This window comes from Bacteroides sp. OM05-10AA (genome assembly GCF_003439055.1).
GTDB lineage: Bacteria > Bacteroidota > Bacteroidia > Bacteroidales > Bacteroidaceae > Bacteroides > Bacteroides intestinigallinarum.
Genome location: NZ_QSUR01000032.1, coordinates 47,151 through 67,411, shown reverse-complemented (window position 1 = coordinate 67,411; position 20,261 = coordinate 47,151). Strand labels below are relative to the sequence as shown.

Genomic DNA, 20,261 nt, shown 5'->3' with positions numbered 1-20,261 from the left:
CAATGAAAAAGATACTGATACTATCATTGCTTTTTATTTTCGGTTGGATGTCCGCACAGGCAGTCGACTTAAATAAAGAGAATCGTGATCCTGAATATGTGAAGTCTATTGTCGGTCGGTCACAGAAGATCGTTGATAAACTTGGGCTTACAGATGCGAAAATTGCCGAAGACGTTCGTAATATCATAGCCAATCGTTACTTCGAATTAAATGATATTTATGAAGTACGGGATGCAAAAGTCAAGAAGGTAAAAGATTCAGGGTTGACCGGCGATGCTAAGAATGAAGCACTGAAAGCTGCCGAAAATGAAAAAGATGCGGCATTATACCGTTCGCATTTCGCTTTTCCTGCCGATTTATCCCTCTTTCTTGATGAAAAGCAAATAGAGGCAGTGAAGGATGGCATGACTTATGGAGTGGTGAAAGTGACTTATGACTCACATCTGGACATGATTCCCACTTTGAAAGAAGAAGAAAAAGCCCAGATATATGCTTGGCTGATAGAGGCACGTGAATTCGCATTGGATGCAGAAAATTCGAACAAGAAACACGCTGCTTTCGGAAAGTACAAAGGACGTATCAATAATTATCTGGCTAAACGTGGATATGACCTGAAGAAAGAACGTGAGGAATGGTATAAACGTGTAAAAGCTCGTGGAGGTTCTCTATAATAAAAAAATAAGATACTATAAAAAGAAGCGAAATTCTTTCCCATTGTAAATGGTTAGTTTGTTTGATGGTGGAAAGGGTGGCTCGGAGAGTCGCCCTTTTATCATATATAAATTTTGAATCTAGTGATTCTTCCGTTATATTTGAGTACAAATTAGACTTATTATCGTCTCCTCTGTATAAAGGATACAATTATAGAATATAGAAATGAAAAAGTTAAGAAATACATTAGCTGCAATAAGTCTTCTGTTTTTGGCTTCTTGTGGAGGTAACAAAGACTACTATATGTTCACTTCATTTCATGAACCGGCTGATGAGGGATTGAGATACTTATATAGTGAGGATGGAATGCATTGGGACAGTATTCCGGGAATCTGGTTGAAACCGGAATTGGGGCAGCATCAACTAATGCGAGACCCTTCAATGGTGCGCACGCCGGATGGAACTTATCATTTGGTCTGGACTACAAGTTGGAAAGGAGATTTGGGATTTGGTTACGCACATTCCAAAGACCTGATTCACTGGTCGGAGCAACAGATGATTCCTGTAATGGCAGACGAACCGACTACCATTAATGTATGGGCTCCGGAGATATTCTATGACGACGAGAGTGAACAGTTTATGGTCGTATGGGCCTCTTGTGTCCCCGGGCGTTTTGAGAGGGGGATAGAGGAAGAGAATAACAATCATCGTTTATACTATATCACTACAAAAGATTTTAAAACCGTTTCGAAAGCAAAACTTCTGTACGACCCGGGGTTTAGCACCATTGATGCTGTCATAGTGAAACGGGCAAAGAATGACTATGTCATGGTGCTTAAGGATAACACCCGTCCGGAGCGTAATCTGAAAATCGCTTTTTCCGATTCTATGACCGGACCTTATTCGCCGGCATCTCAGCCTTTTACTGAATCCTTTGTAGAAGGACCGTCTGTAGAGAAGTTGGGCGATGATTATCTAATCTATTTTGATGTGTATAAGAAAAAAATATATGGTGCTATGCGTACAAAGGATTTCCGGAACTTTACAGACGTAACAGAAGAGGTAAGCATCCCTGTGGGACATAAGCATGGAACAATATTCAAAGCTCCGGAATCAGTAGTAAAGGCATTGCTGGAAGAAAAGAAATAAATCCGGAACTAATTTAAAATCAGAAATAAATCATGAACAACTCTGCTAAAATTCTTTTTGTACTGGCTGCCGGATGGTTGACTACTACAGCCTTTGCACAAGATAGAATCCATTATACAGGAAAAGAATTATCAAATCCTGCTTATCACGACGGGCAACTGTCTCCGGTAGTCGGAGTGCATAATATTCAATTGGTACGTGCCAATCGCGAACATCCGGATGCTTCGAACGGCAATGGATGGACTTATAATCACCAGCCGATGCTCGCTTATTGGAATGGCCAGTTTTTCTATCAGTACCTGGCAGACCCTTCTGATGAACACATACCGCCTTCACAGACTTTTCTGATGACTTCGAAGGATGGATATCACTGGACGAATCCGGAAATTGTATTCCCTCCTTATAAAGTGCTCGATGGATATACCAAAGAATCTCGTCCGGGTGTGCAGGCCAAAGATCTGATTGCCATCATGCACCAACGTGTTGGATTCTATGTCTCTAAATCCGGCAAACTGATTACAATGGGGAATTATGGAGTTGCTTTGGACAAAAAGGATGACCCCAATGATGGAAACGGTATTGGCCGCGTAGTTCGTGAAATAAAAAAAGACGGTTCTTTCGGACCGATTTATTTCATTTATTATAATCATGGATTTAATGAAAAGAATACCGATTATCCGTATTTTAAGAAAAGTAAGGATCGTGAGTTTGTGAAAGCTTGCCAGGAAATTCTCGATAATCCGCTGTATATGATGCAGTGGGTGGAAGAAGCCGACCGTGAAGATCCTCTCATTCCGTTGAAGAAAGGATACAAAGCATTCAATTGTTATACATTGCCGGATGGACGTATTGCCAGTCTTTGGAAACATGCGCTTACTTCTATCAGTGAGGATGGCGGACATACCTGGGCAGAACCGGTGCTTCGTGCAAAAGGCTTCGTAAATAGCAATGCAAAAATCTGGGGACAACGTCTAAGTGACGGAACGTATGCTACCGTATATAATCCGTCGGAATTTCGTTGGCCGCTAGCTATCTCTTTGAGTAAAGATGGGTTGGAATATACGACATTAAATTTGGTGCATGGTGAAATCACTCCAATGCGCTATGGAGGAAATTATAAATCATACGGTCCCCAATATCCACGTGGTATTCAGGAGGGTAATGGAATACCTGCAGATGGTGATTTATGGGTTTCTTACAGTGTGAATAAGGAAGATATGTGGATTTCCCGCATTCCTGTTCCGGTAGAGATAAATGCTTCAGCACATGCGGACGATGATTTCTCAAACAATAAATCAATTGCAGAACTGACTGACTGGAATATTTATTCTCCGGTTTGGGCTCCGGTTTCTCTGGAAGGTCAATGGCTGAAACTGCAAGATAAAGATCCGTTTGATTATGCTAAAGTGGAACGTAAAATACCGGCTTCTAAAGAGTTGAAAGTATCATTCGATTTGAAAGCCGGGCAAAATGATAAAGGTACCCTTCAGATTGAATTCCTGGATGAGAATGGAATAGCATGTTCCCGTATGGAACTTACTGATGATGGAATTTTCCGAATGAAAGGTGGCTCTCGGTTTGCAAATATGATGAAATATGAAGCAGGAAAGGTTTATCACGTGGAAGCAGTTCTTTCAACTGCCGATCGTAATATTCAAGTATATGTAGATGGTAAAAGAGTAGGACTGCGTATGTTCTACGCACCTGTGGCTGCTGTTGAACGGATCGTATTCCGTACCGGTGTACCTCGTACATTCCCGACTGTAGATACTCCTGCCGATCAGACTTATGATCTGCCAAATGCAGGTGCACAAGATTCATTGGCAGGATATGGTATTGCCAATGTGAAAACATCTTCTACGGATAAAGATGCATCTTCTGCTTTTTTAAAGTATGCTGATTTCAGTCATTATGCAGACTATTTCAACCACATGGAAGATGAGAACATCGTTCAGGCAATTCCTAATGCAAAAGCCTCGGAATGGATGGAGGAAAATATTCCTTTGTTTGAATGCCCGCAACATAACTTTGAAGAGATGTATTATTATCGTTGGTGGTCATTGCGTAAGCATATCAAAGAAACTCCTGTGGGATATGGTATGACGGAGTTCCTCGTTCAGCGTTCCTATTCTGATAAATATAACCTGATCGCTTGTGCGATCGGACATCATATTTATGAGAGCCGTTGGTTGCGTGACCCGAAATATCTGGATCAGATTATTCATACATGGTATCGTGGCAATGACGGCGGTCCGATGAAGAAAATGGATAAGTTCAGCTCATGGAATGCGGATGCTGTATTGGCCCGTTATATGGTAGATGGGGATAAAGATTTTATGCAGGATATGAAAAAAGATCTGGAAACTGAATATCAACGTTGGGAACGTACGAATCGTTTGAAGAATGGATTGTACTGGCAGGGGGATGTACAGGATGGAATGGAAGAATCTATCAGTGGTGGACGGAAGAAAAAATATGCCCGCCCGACAATCAATAGTTATATGTATGGCAATGCCAAAGCACTTTCATGTATGGGAATTCTTTCCGGTGATGAAGGAATGGCTATGAAATATGGTATGAGAGCAGACACGTTGAGAAATCTGGTAGAAAATGAGTTGTGGAATACCCGTCACCAGTTTTTTGAAACGATGCGTACAGACTCTTCAGCAAATGTCCGTGAAGCAATCGGATATATTCCCTGGTATTTCAACCTGCCGGATACGACAAAGAAATATGAAGTTGCCTGGAAAGAGATTCTGGATGAAAAAGGTTTCTCTGCTCCTTACGGATTAACTACTGCAGAACGTCGTCATCCGGAATTCCGTACACGTGGGGTGGGTAAGTGTGAGTGGGACGGAGCTATCTGGCCGTTTGCTTCTGCACAGACATTGACAGCAATGGCTAACTTTATGAATAATTATCCGCAGACCGTATTGTCTGACAGTGTATATTTCCGTCAGATGGAATTGTATGTGGAGTCACAATATCATCGTGGTCGTCCTTACATTGGCGAATATTTGGATGAGGTGACCGGTTATTGGTTGAAAGGGGATCAGGAGCGCAGCCGTTACTATAACCATTCCACTTTCAACGACTTGATAATTACAGGACTGATCGGACTTCGTCCGCGTTTGGATAATACTATTGAAGTGAATCCTTTAATTCCTGCCGACAAGTGGGATTGGTTCTGCCTGGATAATGTATTATATCACGGTCATAATCTGACGATTCTTTGGGATAAGAATGGTGATCGCTATCATTGCGGAAAAGGCTTACGCATTTTTGTGGATGGTAAAGAAGTCGGTCATGCAGATACATTGACAAGAATCGTTTGTGAAGATGTTCTTGAATGATAAATTTTAGGCACGGATTACACGGATTACGCTGTTGCTTTACGCAATCATATTTCTAAGAACCGTGAAATCCGTGCCTAATTTCTCATTTATCAAACAAATAAAGATATATGAAAGATGAATTTTAGAAATTATTTTCTTTTAATACTGTTTTGTCTCCCCTGTATTGTACAGGCAAAGAATATAACGATCAGCCGCCTTACCTGTGAAATGCAGGAAGGGCTGGTAGTGGTCGAAGGTTCACCTCGCTTGGGATGGGTGATGGAATCGCCGGAAAATGGAACGCGACAATCAGCTTATGAGATTGACATCCGGGAAGCTTTTACAGGACGTTCCGTTTGGAATAGTGGAAAAGTCTATTCTACGCAGAGCCAGCTGGTTTCTATAGAGGGGGCAGATATACGGCCTGATAATCAATTTAATTATAGTTGGCGGGTTCGTGTTTGGGATGAGACAGATGCACCCTCTGAATGGAGTCGTGAAGCAAAGTTTCGCTCTGCTTCTTCAAGACTTTCCGAAGGAAAATGGATTGGAGCTATCACTCGTCAGAATGCTCATTTACCGGAAGGACGCAAGTTTCATGGTGGAGAGTTGAAGAAACCGGAGGTAAAGGCAGCTTGGGAAGCAGTGGACACTTTAGCAAAGAAAAGTATTTGTTTGCGAAGAACATTCCAGGTGGGAGATAGGACAGAAGGGAATACAAACCGTCAATCGAGCAAGAAAATAGTAGAAGCAACCGCATACGTTTGTGGTTTGGGATTCTATGAATTCTCTTTGAATGGCAAGAAAGTAGGCAACAGTGAATTTGCTCCGCTGTGGAGTGATTATGATAAAACTGTTTACTATAACACGTATGATGTAACGGAACAATTGCGGCATGGTGAGAATGCCGTGGGAATCTTATTGGGGAATGGATTCTATAATGTGCAGGGAGGACGTTATCGCAAATTACAGATAAGTTTTGGTCCTCCTACACTTTTATTTGAACTGGTTATTAATTACGAAGACGGAACATCTACAACACTCCGTTCTGACAATGACTGGAAATATGATTTTAGTCCGGTAACTTTCAATTGCATATATGGAGGTGAGGATTACGATGCTCGTCGTGAGCAAAAAGGATGGAATCAGGTTGGCTTTGATGATAGTCATTGGCGTCCGGTAGTTATACAGGAAGCTCCTAAAGGAATACTACGTCCACAGATGGCGCCTCCGGTGAAAATCATGGAACGATATGATATTCAAAAGGTAACCAAACTAAATGCAGAACAGGTTGCTTCAGCTTCTAAATCGACTAAAAGAACTGTCGATCCTTCTGCTTTCGTGTTGGATATGGGGCAAAATCTGGCTGGCTTTCCGGAAATAACAGTACGTGGCAAACGTGGACAGAAAGTGACTCTGCTCGTAGCCGAAGCATTGACGGATGAAGGTGCCTGTAATCAGCGACAAACGGGACGTCAACACTATTATGAATATACACTGAAAGGTGAAGGTGACGAAACTTGGCATCCTCGTTTCTCTTATTACGGTTTTAGATATATTCAAGTCGAGGGGGCTGTCTTAAAAGGACAAAAGAATCCGCAGAAGTTGCCTGTGTTGAAGAATATTCAATCCTGTTTCGTATTTAATTCAGCTAAGAAAGTTTCCACTTTCGAATCATCCAACCGAATATTTAATGCTGCCCATCGATTGATCGAAAAAGCAGTGCGTAGCAATATGCAGTCTGTGTTTACAGATTGTCCGCATCGTGAAAAACTAGGCTGGTTGGAACAGGTGCATCTGAATGGTCCTGGGTTATTATACAACTATGATTTGACAGCTTATGCTCCGCAGATTATGCAGAATATGGCAGATGCGCAACATGCCAACGGTGCCATGCCGACAACTGCTCCGGAATACGTGGTTTTTGAAGGTCCGGGTATGGATGCTTTTGCCGAATCTCCGGAATGGGGTGGTTCTCTGGTTATTTTCCCATTTATGTACTATGAGACGTATGGAGATGACTCGTTGATTAAGAAATATTATCCGAATATGCGCCGTTATGTGGATTATCTGAAGACTCGTGCAGAGATGGGTATTCTTTCTTTCGGCTTGGGAGATTGGTATGATTATGGAGATTTTCGTGCCGGATTCTCTAGGAATACACCGGTTCCCCTGGTGGCTACCGCGCATTATTATATGACAGTAATGTATTTAATAAAAGCTGCGAAAATGGTTGGCAATGACTTTGACATTCATTATTATACTTCTTTGGCACATGAAATACTTGCCGCATTTAATAAATGTTTTCTCAATAAAGAGACAGCACAGTATGGTACAGGGAGCCAATGTAGTAATGCACTTCCGTTATTCCTCCAGATGACGCAGGATTCAGATGAACAAGGCAGTTATCAACCGGATGCAAAGTTGGATGAGAAAGTACTTATGAATCTGATTAAAGATGTGGAAGCACATGGCAATCGCTTAACGACCGGTGATGTGGGTAACCGCTATCTGATTCAGACACTGGCGCGTAATGGTCAGCACGAACTTATTTATAAGATGTTCAACCACGAAGAAGCTCCCGGATATGGCTTCCTGTTGAAATTCGGTGCAACAACCTTAACCGAGCAATGGGATCCCCGCCAAGGTTCTTCCTGGAATCATTTTATGATGGGACAGATTGATGAATGGTTCTTTAATTCACTGGTCGGTATTCGTCCATCTACTACCTATCAAAAGTTTATCATCGCTCCCCAGCCTGTAGGAGATTTGAAATATGTCAAAGCATCGTATGAAACTTTATATGGTACTATTGTTGTGGATTGGACTAGCCAGAATGGAACTTTCACTTTAAACATATCTGTTCCGGTGAATACTACGGCTGTTGTTTATCTTCCGGGAGAAAAAGAACCCAAAGAGATACAGAGTGGAACATATCAATTAGTTTGTGCAAAATGAAAGAACCTTTTGCATATATTTGTAGAATTAAAAAAACAATGTATTCATAGAAAAAGTCATGCAGTATCTTTATTTTAATCATATAGCATGTTTGAAAAAAACATCTCAATGATTGTATTCAAACATTGGGAAGAAAAAAAGATTCTATTAGCATGATTTTTTAGAAGACAATGATGAAATATAATTTAATAATATCGATTATGAATTTACGGACAACTCTTCTCGTCTTTCTTTGCTTCTGTGCAACCACAGTTCTTCGTGCCGAGCGTGTGGATATGTTGAAAGCCGGTGCAAAAGCAAATGGTAAGGCTCTTAATACAAAGCTAATCAATTCAACGATTGATCGTTTGAACCGTGGCGGCGGAGGTACTCTTTTCTTTCCTGCCGGGACTTACCTGACAGGAAGTATCCATCTGAAAAGCAACATTACACTGGAGTTGGAAGCCGGAGCTACTTTGCTCTTTTCTGACAACTTCGATGACTACCTTCCTTTTGTCGAGGTTCGTCATGAAGGAGTGATGATGAAAAGTTTCCAGCCTTTGATCTATGCGGTAGATGCCGAGAATATTACCATTAAAGGAGAAGGAACTTTGGACGGACAGGGAAAGAAATGGTGGACGGAGTTCTTTCGTGTCATGATTGATTTGAAAGATAACGGCATGCGTGATATAAATAAATATCAGCCGATGTGGGATGCAGCAAACGATACGACAGCGATTTATGCTGAAACAAATAAGGATTATGTAACTACGTTGCAGCGTCGCTTTTTCCGTCCTCCGTTTATCCAGCCCGTTCGTTGTAAGAAAGTAAAGATTGAAGGAGTGAAAATTATCAATTCCCCTTTCTGGACGGTGAATCCTGAATTTTGCGATAATGTAACCATAAAGGGGATAACTATTGATAATGCCCCTTCACCAAACACAGACGGAGTTAATCCAGAATCCTGCCGCAATGTGCATATCAGTGACTGCCATATATCAGTGGGGGACGATTGCATAACAATCAAGTCCGGAAGAGATGCCCAAGCCCGTCGTTTGGGAGTGCCTTGCGAAAATATCACCATAACCAACTGTACCATGCTTTCCGGTCATGGAGGCGTTGTTATCGGCAGTGAGATGAGTGGAAGTGTGCGTAAAGTGACTATTTCCAATTGCGTATTTGACGGAACGGATCGTGGAATCCGCATTAAATCAACCCGTGGAAGGGGAGGAGTTGTTGAAGACATTCGCGTTAGCAACGTTGTTATGAGTAATATTAAACAGGAAGCAGTCGTGCTGAATTTGAAATACAGTAAAATGCCTGCGGAACCAAAGAGTGAACGTACTCCGATCTTCCGTAACGTACATATCAGTGGAATGACTGTGACAGATGTAAAAACTCCGATCAAAATGGTGGGTTTGGAAGAAGCACCGATATCTGACATTGTTTTGCGTGATATTCATATTCAGGGAGGAAAACAGAAATGTATCTTCGAAAATTGTGAGCGTATCACGATGGATGATGTGATCGTCAATGGTGTGCTTCTTGCCGCATCTCTTTCGGCTGAAGCGCAGACACAAACATACGAGACGGAATTTGCCCGTCCCTTGAATGAAGTACTGACGGATATTCAAAACCGTTTCGGAGTCCGCCTGAAATATGATATTGATACGGTAGGAAAAGTGTTGTCTTATGCCGACTTTCGTATTCGTCCCTATTCAGTAGAAGAATCCCTGACGAATGTATTGGCGCCTTTTGATTATAAATTTGTCAAACAGAAAGGAAATATGTATAAGCTGAAAGCGTATGAATATCCACGTCGTACGGATGCAGACGGAGAAAAAATGCTGGCTTATCTGAATACTCTTTATGCAGATCGACAAGCTTTTGAACTTCGCGTTGATTCTTTGAAAAAAGAAGTGCGTCAACGTTTGGGTATCGATACTTTACTAGCTCAATGTGTTAAATCCAAACCTATTCTTTCGAAGATACGTAAGTTTGATGGCTATACAGTGCAGAATTTTGCACTTGAAACACTTCCCGGCTTATATGTTTGCGGTTCTATCTATACACCTCAATCAAAAGGAAAACATGCGTTGATTATTTGTCCTAATGGACATTTTGGTGGCGGACGTTATCGTGAGGACCAGCAACAACGTATGGGCACTTTAGCACGTATGGGAGCTATTTGTGTGGATTATGATTTGTTCGGATGGGGAGAGTCGGCTTTACAAGTTGGCAGTGCGGCACATCGTAGTAGTGCAGCGCACACTATTCAGGCAATGAATGGCTTGTTGATTCTTGAATCTATGCTTGCTTCCCGTAAGGATATTGATACTAGCCGCATTGGTACAAATGGTGGTTCAGGAGGGGGCACTCATACTGTTTTATTGAGTGTATTAGATGATCGTTTTGCCGCTTCTGCTCCCGTGGTGAGCCTTGCTTCTCACTTTGACGGTGGCTGTCCGTGTGAAAGTGGAATGCCCATTCAACTTTCTGCAGGAGGAACCTGTAATGCGGAACTAGCTGCTACTTTTGCCCCTCGTCCACAACTCGTTGTATCTGATGGTGGCGACTGGACGGCTAGTGTTCCTACTCTTGAATTTCCTTATTTGCAACGAATCTATGGATTCTACAATGCGAAAGATAAAGTAACGAATGTACATCTCCCCAAGGAGAAACATGACTTTGGTCCGAACAAACGGAATGCTGTTTATGATTTCTTCGCAGACGTGTTCAAGTTGGACAAAAAAATGCTGGACGAAAGCAAAGTTACCATTGAACCGGAATCTGCTATGTATAGTTTTGGAGAAAAAGGGGCTTTGCTTCCCGAAGGTGCCATCCGATCATTTGACAAGGTAGCCGCCTATTTTGACAAGAAGGCTTTTGCTGATTTAAAATCAGATGCTTCTCTTGAAAAGAAAGCCATGGACTGGGTAGCTTCTTTAAAATTGGATGATGAGAAAAAGGCAGGTTTTGCGGCAACAGCTATTTATAACCATCTTCGTAAAGTTCGCGACTGGCACAATGAGCATCCCTATACAACAATTCCCGAGGGTATCAATCCTCTTACAGGCAAGCCGCTTTCCAAGCTCGACCGTGAAATGATTGCAGATTCTGCTATGCCGAAAGAAGTACATGAAAGACTAATGAAAGAGTTACGCAGAGTATTGACTGAAGAACAGATAGAACAAATCCTCGATAAATATACGGTAGGTAAAGTTGCTTTTACCTTGAAAGGTTATCAGGCCATTGTGCCTAATATGACAGAGGAGGAAACTGCTTACGTCCTGGAACAGTTGAAGCTGGCTCGCGAACAGGCTATTGACTATAAAAATATGAAGCAGATCTCTGCCATCTTCGAAATTTATAAAACCAAATGCGAACAGTATTTCAATGAGCACGGCCGTAACTGGCGTCAGATGTTCAAGGATTATGTGAATAAGCGAAAGGAAGAAAAGAAGGCCCAAGGAAAGAAATAAAATGATGATAAACCTTTAATCTTCCTATTTGTCGGAGTATAATCCGGGATAACTAAGAAGAACATAATAGAGCTATGCTTTGCAACTGACAAAGCATAGCTTTATCACTTCTAAAGCTATGCTTTACGTCTCAAAAAGCACGTCATTACTTTTTCTTCACGATTACTAAACATCTTTTTCGCAGAAAATGTGTTATTTTGTGGATGGCTAATAGAAATAGACATGATATGGATAAGCAAAAAGTAGCATTGGTTCTTTCTATGGGAGGAGCACGTGGAATAGCGCATATAGGAGTAATTGAAGAATTGCTCCGTCACAATTTTGAGATCACCTCTATTGCAGGAAGCTCGATGGGAGCTATGGTGGGGGCGATGTATGCTTCAGGAAAGATGGAAGAATGTAAGGAGTGGCTATATAGTTGGGATAAACGTAAGATGTGGGAATTGGCGGATATTACTTTAAGCCGGGATGGATTGGTGAAAGGTGACCGTTTTATCAAAGAACTGAAACAGATTATTCCGGACATGAATATTGAAGACTTGCCCGTCCCTTATGTAGCCATGGCTACGGATATTGTCCGCGATCAGGAAGTGAGGTTTGACAGGGGGAGCTTACATGAAGCTATCCGTGCATCTATTTCTATCCCCATGCTTTTCCGTCCGTTGAGAAAAGACGGTATGGTTTTGATTGACGGAGGCATTCTGAATCCTCTTCCATTGAGTCATGTAAAACGCATTGAAGGAGATATCCTGATAGCTGTCGATGTGAATGCACCCCTCGATTCCGGAAAGAAAAAGAAAATATCTCCTTATAATCTATTGACAGAATCTTCAAGAATGATGATGCAACAAATCACTCGTTACCAGATAGAGCGTTGTCAGCCGGATATCTTAATTCAGATGTCCGGCGATACCTATGATATGTTGGAGTTTCATCATGCAGCTTCGATAGTGAAGACAGGAGTGGAAGTTACCCGAAGCGTGTTGAAAGAATTTCTCGACAATGAATAATATGATACTTTAAATTACTCCAGATAAATCATCTTTTTCGTCATTCCTCCGTCAATCGTGATATTTTCTCCATTGATGAAATCATTGTTTTCTTCACAGAGAAACAAACACATACGGGCAATATCTTCCGGTTTGCCTACCCGTCGCGAAGGATGTTGTGAATGATCTTCCGGCCGGAGTTGGTCATAATCATGAGTTTGTATCCATCCCGGAGCAATAGAGTTGACAGTGATATTCCATTCGGATAACGACAAGGCCAGTGCATGAGTTAAAGAATAGATACCACCTTTCGAAGCTGCATAACCTTCACTTCCCGGTTCACTCATCAGGTAACGTGTGGAGCAGATATTGATAATCCGACCGTATGGGTTAGGAGAGGACTGCTCTTTACGATGTATGGCAAGCAGGCGGGAGGTGATAAATACAGGGCGTAGGTTGATAGAAAGAATTTTGTCGAAATCCTCTACGCTCGTTTCGGTGATAGAAGAAAATTGACTGATACCGACGTTGTTGATAATAATATCAATATCATTCCATTCGGAAAGAATACGTTGCATGCAACTTTCAAGTGCATCCTTATCGCTGACATCGACTTTATGGAATATAGCTCCGGTTGCTTTTGCAGTCTCTTGTCCCGCTGTTTCATTTATATCACAAAAAGCGACTTGATTGCCGGACAGGCAAAAAGCTTCTACTATTGCCTTGCCTATTCCTTCCGCTCCTCCTGTTATAAATACTCTTCTTTTGGAGGTATCTGACTTTGAGGTCGTTGGAGTACACGAAGCCGATTCAGCCGGATGAACTGTTGTAGATTTCTTCTTGCCATATTTCTGTGCTTGTTTCCAAGCAGCCTTTCTGGCTTCATATTGTTCCTGTTGTCTTTCTATATAATTATCTGCCATCGTTCTTTTTTATTTATTGGCAAATGTAAAATATAAAATGGATAAATACAAAGAATCGACCGCTCTTTTGGGGACAAAGGAGCGGTCGATTTTATTCAGATGACGGTTCAATTTAAAACTTCGCCGGATCTATCTCTGCATATTTAATTCGTTGGCGACGCCAAGTGTAAATGGCATGCAGTTTCCCGTCTTTTCCCTGGATAATACTGGGATAAGAATACTGGCTGATCGGACTGTCTTCCAATGTAAGAACAGGCTTCCAGGTGATTCCATCTTCTGATATGCCCACACAAAGCGGAGTACGCGGACCTTTCGGAGTTCCGGGTAATGTAGAGAAATTATTGTAGATTAGTATATGTCTGCCGTCTTTCATTGTCACAGCATCCGTTCCGGAATTATTATTCGGAACATCCAGCAGTGTTACTTTACTCCACGTATCACCATTATCGCTGCTCCATGCAGTTGCTACTTGTGCGTTACGTGTACGGCAGAGTACCTGTAATCTTCCGTCTTTATGCTTCAGAATACTAGGTTGTATCGCATAAACAGGCTTGGATCCTTCTCCTTTAATCGCTTCTCCGCCTTCCTGATCGTCCACATTCATGCCACCTTTTTTACGGTTTTGGGTGGGGATGGATAACTCGGCATCCAATGGACCTACCATCTTCCAGGTCTTGCCTTTATCATCGGAAATCTCGAAGTGGACACGCCATCCGTTACTTCCTTCCGTGCTGGAAGGGCAGATGATACGTCCGTTGATATATTCCGGCTTATTCTTAATAGGTCCAAGAAAACCTTCCGGAAGCGGTTCACGTTTGCTCCAAGTCTTTCCTCCGTCACGTGAGCGAACCAGCCATCCTGTCCAATCACTCACTTTCAGACCTATTTTATAGAATAAAATCAAGTCACCTCCGGGAATCTGGAAAAGAACCGGATTCCAACAAGCTTTTCTGCGTGCAATAAGTTTTCCTTTTTCATCTTTCACAGGTGTGCAAGTTGAATCGATTCCAGCCAATGCAGCTTGTGAATCTTTGAGCGAGAACACACCGTCAGCGGCAAGTTTGGGGGCAGTCCATTCTTTGGAACCTTTCGGCTTACGACATACCCAGATGCAACAATCCGGATTGCGTTCTTTGGTTCCTCCGAAGAAAGAGGCTACGAGATCACCGTTCTTCAGTTCTACAATTGTAGCTCCGTGACATTCGGGGAAAGAAGCTTTTTCGTACAGGAATTCATCACTTAGAATAGCCGTATTCCGGGTGGGGATGTCTACACTGAAGTGATATTTTCCTGATCCGATCTTTTCCTTCCGTCCATCTGGTAGATGTACTTCGCCTGTTGTATTGGCAGGAAGCTCGATGTCCCATTCCAGGTGAGTAGGAGTCTTTGCCCACCGACTGGTTATTTTCCCGTAGATACTCATGTATGATGCATCTACATTACTTAATGCCTGGATTTCAAAAGCCGGTTGGAAAACGATATGTTTGTAACCGGACTTCCAGCGGTCTGCACGAATACCTGCCAGATTATTGAAGCACCAGGGTAATAAATCGCCTAAAAGCATCACGTGATTACCGCTGTTCATTTCAGGATTGGCCGTATCACCGTTCCATAACTCCCAAATAGTGGTAGCACCTTTTTCAACCATATATCCCCAGGAAGGATATGTTTTATTGGTAGCCAGTAAATAAGCTACATCGGCATGTCCACGGCGGCTTAATTCACGTAATAACCATTGTACACCGATTACTCCGGTACTTATATGTCCTTTGTTGGTCGTAATAATAGAAGCTACAGCATTTTGGGCTACTGCATTGATCTGATTTTTAGGAACCAGTCCGAAGGCAAGTGGTAAAATATTGGCAGTAACCGTGTTGTTGCCATAGAAAATACTATCCGGATATAAGGCATGCCCCGGTACGGGAGAGGTACCTTCTTTTACATGCAAAAAACGAGCATTAAATGCATCTTTCATGCGATGTTCCAGATCTTCCCATTCTTCTGCATCAGCTTTCAGCCCTTGCAGACTTGCAAAGCGGTGCATCAGTTGTAACACCTTTAGATAATAAGCGGTGGCGATCAAATCTCCGTCAGTCTTGCGGGAAGGATCTTTACTATGAATTAACTCTAATGATTCGGGTGGAACGCACCAGTCACCATATTTATCTTTGGTGATGATATATTCCTCTGTCATGTAGTATTCACGGATATGAGATACCCATTTTTTGATAGCCGGATAATTCTCCTCGATCGGACGTTTGTCTCCAAAGTTTGTGAAAAGCATGTCGCAGGCCATAGGTAAAGCGGCAGGCCAGGTCACATTATCCGAGTAATAATTCCAGTATGCCGGGGCCACATCAGGAATACAGCCGTCTTCCCGTTGTGCTTCGCGAATGTCACGCGTCCATTTGGTGTACATTGCATAATTATCGAAAAGCATACTCTCTCCCCAACACCCCATGGTACGGTCGCCCAACCATGGTTGGCGTTCATTCCGTTGTGGACAGTCTACCGGCATACCTTTATAATTACTCCGGATTCCCCAGAATGCATTACGGATAATCTTATTCAGAGTCTCGTCAGAACAGCTGAAAGTTCCGGTATGTTCCATTTCATCTTCTACTACCTCGGCAACGAAATCTTCAGCCTTTGCATTCGGATAACCGCTAACTTCTACGTAGCGAAATCCATGATAGATAAAACGAGGTGCCCAGGTAGCCTCTTTTGTTTTGCGTCCACTGACAACATATACATCTGTAGAACGGGCATCCCTGAAATTTCTGGTGTAAAGTTCACCATTGCTTTGCAGACTTTCTGCGAAACGGAGGCGGATGCTGTCACCAGCCTGTCCTTTAACTCGGAAACGTACCCATCCTGCCATATTCTGACCGATATCCAAGATATATTTATTGCCGAGCTTTTTAATGGAAACAGGTTTCAACGTTTCCGTGACTTTCATACCCGGCATCATTTGTGCACGCAATGTTCCCGAAGGAATGCTTACACGTTGTGCCGGCATCCAGCTTTTATCATCATACCCGGTTTGAGTCCAGTTTCCTAACTCTTTACGGGCGTCGTACTCTTCACCATCGTATTCATTATTGCTACGAATAGGACCGTCAGTAGTCAATTTCCAGGTGGGGTTTGTAGCAATCGTTTCTTTGCTGCCATCTGCATATTCCACGATCAGATTCAACCGAAGTTTAGGATAGCCGAAAGTCGGTATCTTATACGGTTTATAGTTTTGGCGCATCGTATAGAAACGACCATTTCCGAGAGTTACTCCAATAGCATTCTCTGTTTGAAGCAACGATGTGACATCATAGGTGTTGTACAGAATCGTTTTCCGATAGTCGGTAGGAGCAGGAGCCAGAACTTGATTGCCGATACGTTGTCCGTTGATAAACAGTTCATATAATCCCATTCCGGCAATGTGCACAGTGGCACGTTTCACTTCTTTCTTCAATGCAAATTCTTTGCGGAGATAGCGGGCTGCCAGGCGGCTCCATTGTGTTTCGCTGTCTCCAGGAGCAGCTTTATCCAAACCGATCCATTGCCCTTGCCAATCTGCTTCATTAAACAGTCCTGTAGTCCAGAAAGCCGGAGTACTCCAATCTGTTGTCCCCTTGTTGGTGTCTATTTTCACTTTCCAATAGTAGGGAGCATTACGCTTTAGCGTTTTTCCCTGATAAGCGATCCATTGGGAAGCATCAGATTCAATCTTTCCTGAATCCCAGATATCCCCTTTTCCTTGTTCCAATAGCTCCGGGGTAGATGCAACAAGGATGTGATACGCAGTTTGTATCACATTCTGTTCATTCGATTCGATGCGCCAACTCAATCGAGGTTGGCGCACATCAATACCTGCCGGATTTTTCAACTGTTCTGTTCGCAGGTCAGTGATACCTATGGCTGCGTATATGGACCCGGTAAAGAGCAGAATGGAAAATAGGAATAATATAAATATTCTTTTATTCATAAGTAGGTTTTCATCTATAAATTTAGGCACGGATTACACGGATTTCACGGTTTTTAGAAATATGATTGCGCAAAGCAACCGTGAAATCCGTGTAATCCGTGCCTCATAATATAATTATTTATTCCATTTTTGTTGTGCATCCGGTAACTCTGTCCAGTCCTTCTCCATATAGTTTTTACTACTGTCCACTACAATCAGGATATGATCGTTTCCACTGCAATAACCACTGTCATGTTGAAATTTGTGCACTCCGTTATCAAATTCTCCGATGTATTCCAGTTTACCATCTTTCGTAGTGTACCACCAGGCATTCTTTTTCGCACCGCTAATTTTATTGAAATCAACTTCCATTGGACGTCCGGTGTAGTTGTACACCATCAGATAATCATTACCACGGGTAGCGATGGCGCGGTCATAGCGTTCTCCATTCTGTCCTACGATGACAGATTGATCGGGTATGCGTTCGAAGAACGGGAAAGTTAGCATCAGGTTTTTCAGATACTTCATTTGATTGTAACCCGGATCATCCAGTGCTTCATACCAAGGCTTTTTAGCGCCATAAGCACCACCTACACCCGGTTTGATAAATTGCATGATAGAATTATGACCGTATGTATGTCCGAAAGAACCGGCAAATACCGACCAGTAAGCATACCGGCGTACATCATAGTCTTTCCAGAGCAATTCATTCTCATCATGCAAGCCATGAGGAATTTCTTCGTAAATAGGTTCACCGTCAATCACGGGTTTCATAGGCTTCATGGCCAAGCTACGCTCTACGAAACGCCAGTTATCTTCTTCCGTATTTTCTTCGATAGGATAATCACCGTCTCCGAAACGTTGTCCGTAGCGGCGGTGTCCGCTTTGAAACATGTTGAAATCCAACCAGGAAGCATTGTTAAACCAAGTAGCAGAAGTTGTTCTTCCACGTGGATGGAATGTCATCAGGTGGTTTTTGTCGATAGCTTTGATAGAAGTGGCCAGAGCTTCCCATTCAGCGGTTTTCACATCGCCGCGGATGTCTCCGCCGATAAACCAGATAATGTTCGGTTCGTCCTTATAACGTTCTGCCAGAAACTTACCGTATGCTTTTGCCTGGTCAACAGTCATCTCACCCCGGTTCACAGGACTTCCCCAAATACAGACCATACCAATATACAAACCCTTCTTTGCTGCTGTACGGATAATATAATCCATGTGATCCCAATAACCGTATACACCTTTTTGATTGATGTTTTTGAAGTTATATCCGTCAATCATCGAATACTGTCCGTAGATATTCATAGACGGAACATTATTCAATGTTTGAACCTGAATCACATTATATCCGCGGCGTATACATTGTTCCAGATAATATTCGGCTTCATCCCGGTTCAGGCGTTCGGGTAATAACCATCCCGTTTCGCCTAACCAAAAGAAAGGAGCACCGTTTTCATGTTTCAGGTAACGTCCCTCTTCGGAAACTACAAGCTTTCCGTTGTTCCAGGGAATGTACGTCTTTTGCGTTTTCTTCTGTGCCGCTGCCGGGATAACTAAAGTTAGCAACAGCAATAAGAGAGGAAGAATCTTGAATTTTCTCATTGTATTTTATCGTTTTTAGTTTATTACTTTGTGGTGAGTTTCTCGTATTCAATAGCAGCCAGAATAAATGAACCGACCGATTTCGGATCATTCTCTATGATCGGTTCACTGATATAATATTCAAATGAGCCGTCACGGTATCTTTTCGAGTCTCCGCCCAATCCTGCCACTGCACAGCAGTTAGTGATTGTATAGCTACCATCTTCTTCAAGACGGGTGAATGTCTTTACCATTCCATCAAAGGCTTTCTTTGTCGGTTCGATATATTCGTTGCCAAGATATCCTTTATTGATAGCTTTGGCGAGAGTGTAGACAAACAAGGCAGTAGCAGATGACTCCAGATAATTACCTTCCCGTGCTCCCTGATCGGTTACCTGATACCAGGTTCCGGATTGAGGATCCTGATATTTAACAATCGTTTTTGCCAATCCTTGCAAAATCTGTATAATACTATCGCGTCCGGCAGTTTCCTGTGGCAGGAAGTCCAGTACATCTACGATAGCCGCTCCGTACCATCCGATACTGCGACTCCAGAAATTAGGAGAGCAACCCGTTTCGGGGTTTGCCCATTTCTGTTCCCGGCTTTCATCCCATCCGTGATAATACAATCCTGTTGCAGGATCATAAGTCTTACTATTTATTAAAAGAATCTGCTTCTTCGCTTCGTCAAATAAAGCCGGTTCATTGAAAGTGGCCCCATATTGAACTAGATAAGGAGAAGCCATAAAGATTCCGTCCAGCCACATTTGATGAGGGTATCTCAATTTATGCCAGAACCCTCCTTCACTGGTGCGGGGCTGCTCTGTCATTTGTTTGCGCAAAGTATCCATGGCAATTTTGTAACGTTCGTCTCCGGTCTGTGCATAAAGATCGAAAAGAATCTTTCCGCCGTTGACGTTATCAATATTGAATGAAAGATATTTCATGGTTTTGATACACCCGTCGGCATCGATCAAGCTATCCGCATAGATCTTGGCATAATCATAATATGTGCTATCTCCGGTATGTTTCCATTCTTCCAACATGGATTTCACTACCAGTCCGTGGGTATATCCCCAACGTGGTTTCTTAGCTTTTTCAATCATCCAGGGTTCAGGGAAACGTTTCATTTCGGAGCGTGCCATGCGTTCACTCCATTTTTCCGTTTCTACTTTTTGAGGTGTTGTGCATGCCAGGAAACAAACCGTTCCACAAGATACCATCAGTTTTAATAAGTTTTTGTTCATATCGGTCGA

General features: G+C 42.5%; 10 protein-coding genes. 6 read left to right on the top strand and 4 right to left on the bottom strand.

The genetic code is table 11. The features are described 5' to 3' along the window. Positions 1-2: 2 nt before the first annotated feature. The 6 genes from DXB58_RS21145 to DXB58_RS21120 all read left to right on the top strand — a co-directional run bounded on the left by DXB58_RS21145 (position 3) and on the right by DXB58_RS21120 (position 12,564). Positions 3-671, top strand: a complete 669-nt coding sequence (locus DXB58_RS21145) for a DUF3826 domain-containing protein (RefSeq protein ID WP_122138175.1) — start codon at positions 3-5, stop codon at positions 669-671. 205 nt (positions 672-876) lie between these two features. Beyond that, positions 877-1,800, top strand: coding sequence for a glycoside hydrolase family 43 protein (locus DXB58_RS21140; protein WP_199487996.1), 924 nt, complete (start codon positions 877-879; stop codon positions 1,798-1,800). Positions 1,801-1,832: 32 nt separating this feature from the next. Next, positions 1,833-5,153, top strand: a complete 3,321-nt coding sequence (locus DXB58_RS21135; RefSeq protein WP_122138174.1) for a glycosyl hydrolase family 65 protein — start codon at positions 1,833-1,835, stop codon at positions 5,151-5,153. Positions 5,154-5,270: 117 nt separating this feature from the next. Beyond that, entirely contained in the window at positions 5,271-8,093 is a 2,823-nt protein-coding gene (locus tag DXB58_RS21130; protein ID WP_158571578.1) for a glycoside hydrolase family 78 protein, read from the top strand. A gap of 200 nt (positions 8,094-8,293) precedes the next feature. Next, the gene (locus DXB58_RS28480) at positions 8,294-11,554 is read left to right on the top strand and encodes a DUF3826 domain-containing protein (protein ID WP_122138183.1); all 3,261 of its coding nucleotides are present in this window, start codon (positions 8,294-8,296) and stop codon (positions 11,552-11,554) included. A gap of 203 nt (positions 11,555-11,757) precedes the next feature. Continuing rightward, positions 11,758-12,564, top strand: coding sequence for a patatin-like phospholipase family protein (locus tag DXB58_RS21120; RefSeq protein WP_122138172.1), 807 nt, complete (start codon positions 11,758-11,760; stop codon positions 12,562-12,564). A 14-nt stretch (positions 12,565-12,578) separates the two neighbouring features. On the opposite strand, the gene DXB58_RS21115 is transcribed toward DXB58_RS21120, so the two are convergent. The 4 genes from DXB58_RS21115 to DXB58_RS21100 form a co-directional block, all read right to left on the bottom strand. Beyond that, entirely contained in the window at positions 12,579-13,466 is an 888-nt protein-coding gene (locus DXB58_RS21115; RefSeq protein WP_122138171.1) for an SDR family NAD(P)-dependent oxidoreductase, read from the bottom strand. 112 nt (positions 13,467-13,578) lie between these two features. Continuing rightward, complete coding sequence (locus tag DXB58_RS21110) at positions 13,579-17,445, bottom strand: family 78 glycoside hydrolase catalytic domain (RefSeq protein ID WP_122138170.1); 3,867 nt, start codon at positions 17,443-17,445, stop codon at positions 13,579-13,581. Between the two features lie 114 nt (positions 17,446-17,559). Further along, the gene (locus DXB58_RS21105) at positions 17,560-19,026 is read right to left on the bottom strand and encodes a glycoside hydrolase family 140 protein (RefSeq protein WP_122138169.1); all 1,467 of its coding nucleotides are present in this window, start codon (positions 19,024-19,026) and stop codon (positions 17,560-17,562) included. Positions 19,027-19,049: 23 nt separating this feature from the next. After that, complete coding sequence (locus tag DXB58_RS21100; RefSeq protein ID WP_122138182.1) at positions 19,050-20,252, bottom strand: glycoside hydrolase family 105 protein; 1,203 nt, start codon at positions 20,250-20,252, stop codon at positions 19,050-19,052. Between the last annotated feature and the right edge of the window lie 9 nt (positions 20,253-20,261).

What these genes read in the sequence shown, in the direction of transcription:
- DXB58_RS21145 (WP_122138175.1), top strand. Translation starts at nt 3, where the DNA reads ATGAAAAAGATACTGATACTATCATTGCTTTTTATTTTCGGTTGGATG.
- DXB58_RS21140 (WP_199487996.1), top strand. Translation starts at nt 877, where the DNA reads ATGAAAAAGTTAAGAAATACATTAGCTGCAATAAGTCTTCTGTTTTTG.
- DXB58_RS21135 (WP_122138174.1), top strand. Translation starts at nt 1,833, where the DNA reads ATGAACAACTCTGCTAAAATTCTTTTTGTACTGGCTGCCGGATGGTTG.
- DXB58_RS21130 (WP_158571578.1), top strand. Translation starts at nt 5,271, where the DNA reads ATGAATTTTAGAAATTATTTTCTTTTAATACTGTTTTGTCTCCCCTGT.
- DXB58_RS28480 (WP_122138183.1), top strand. Translation starts at nt 8,294, where the DNA reads ATGAATTTACGGACAACTCTTCTCGTCTTTCTTTGCTTCTGTGCAACC.
- DXB58_RS21120 (WP_122138172.1), top strand. Translation starts at nt 11,758, where the DNA reads ATGGCTAATAGAAATAGACATGATATGGATAAGCAAAAAGTAGCATTG.
- DXB58_RS21115 (WP_122138171.1), bottom strand. Translation starts at nt 13,466, where the DNA reads ATGGCAGATAATTATATAGAAAGACAACAGGAACAATATGAAGCCAGA.
- DXB58_RS21110 (WP_122138170.1), bottom strand. Translation starts at nt 17,445, where the DNA reads ATGAATAAAAGAATATTTATATTATTCCTATTTTCCATTCTGCTCTTT.
- DXB58_RS21105 (WP_122138169.1), bottom strand. Translation starts at nt 19,026, where the DNA reads ATGAGAAAATTCAAGATTCTTCCTCTCTTATTGCTGTTGCTAACTTTA.
- DXB58_RS21100 (WP_122138182.1), bottom strand. Translation starts at nt 20,252, where the DNA reads ATGAACAAAAACTTATTAAAACTGATGGTATCTTGTGGAACGGTTTGT.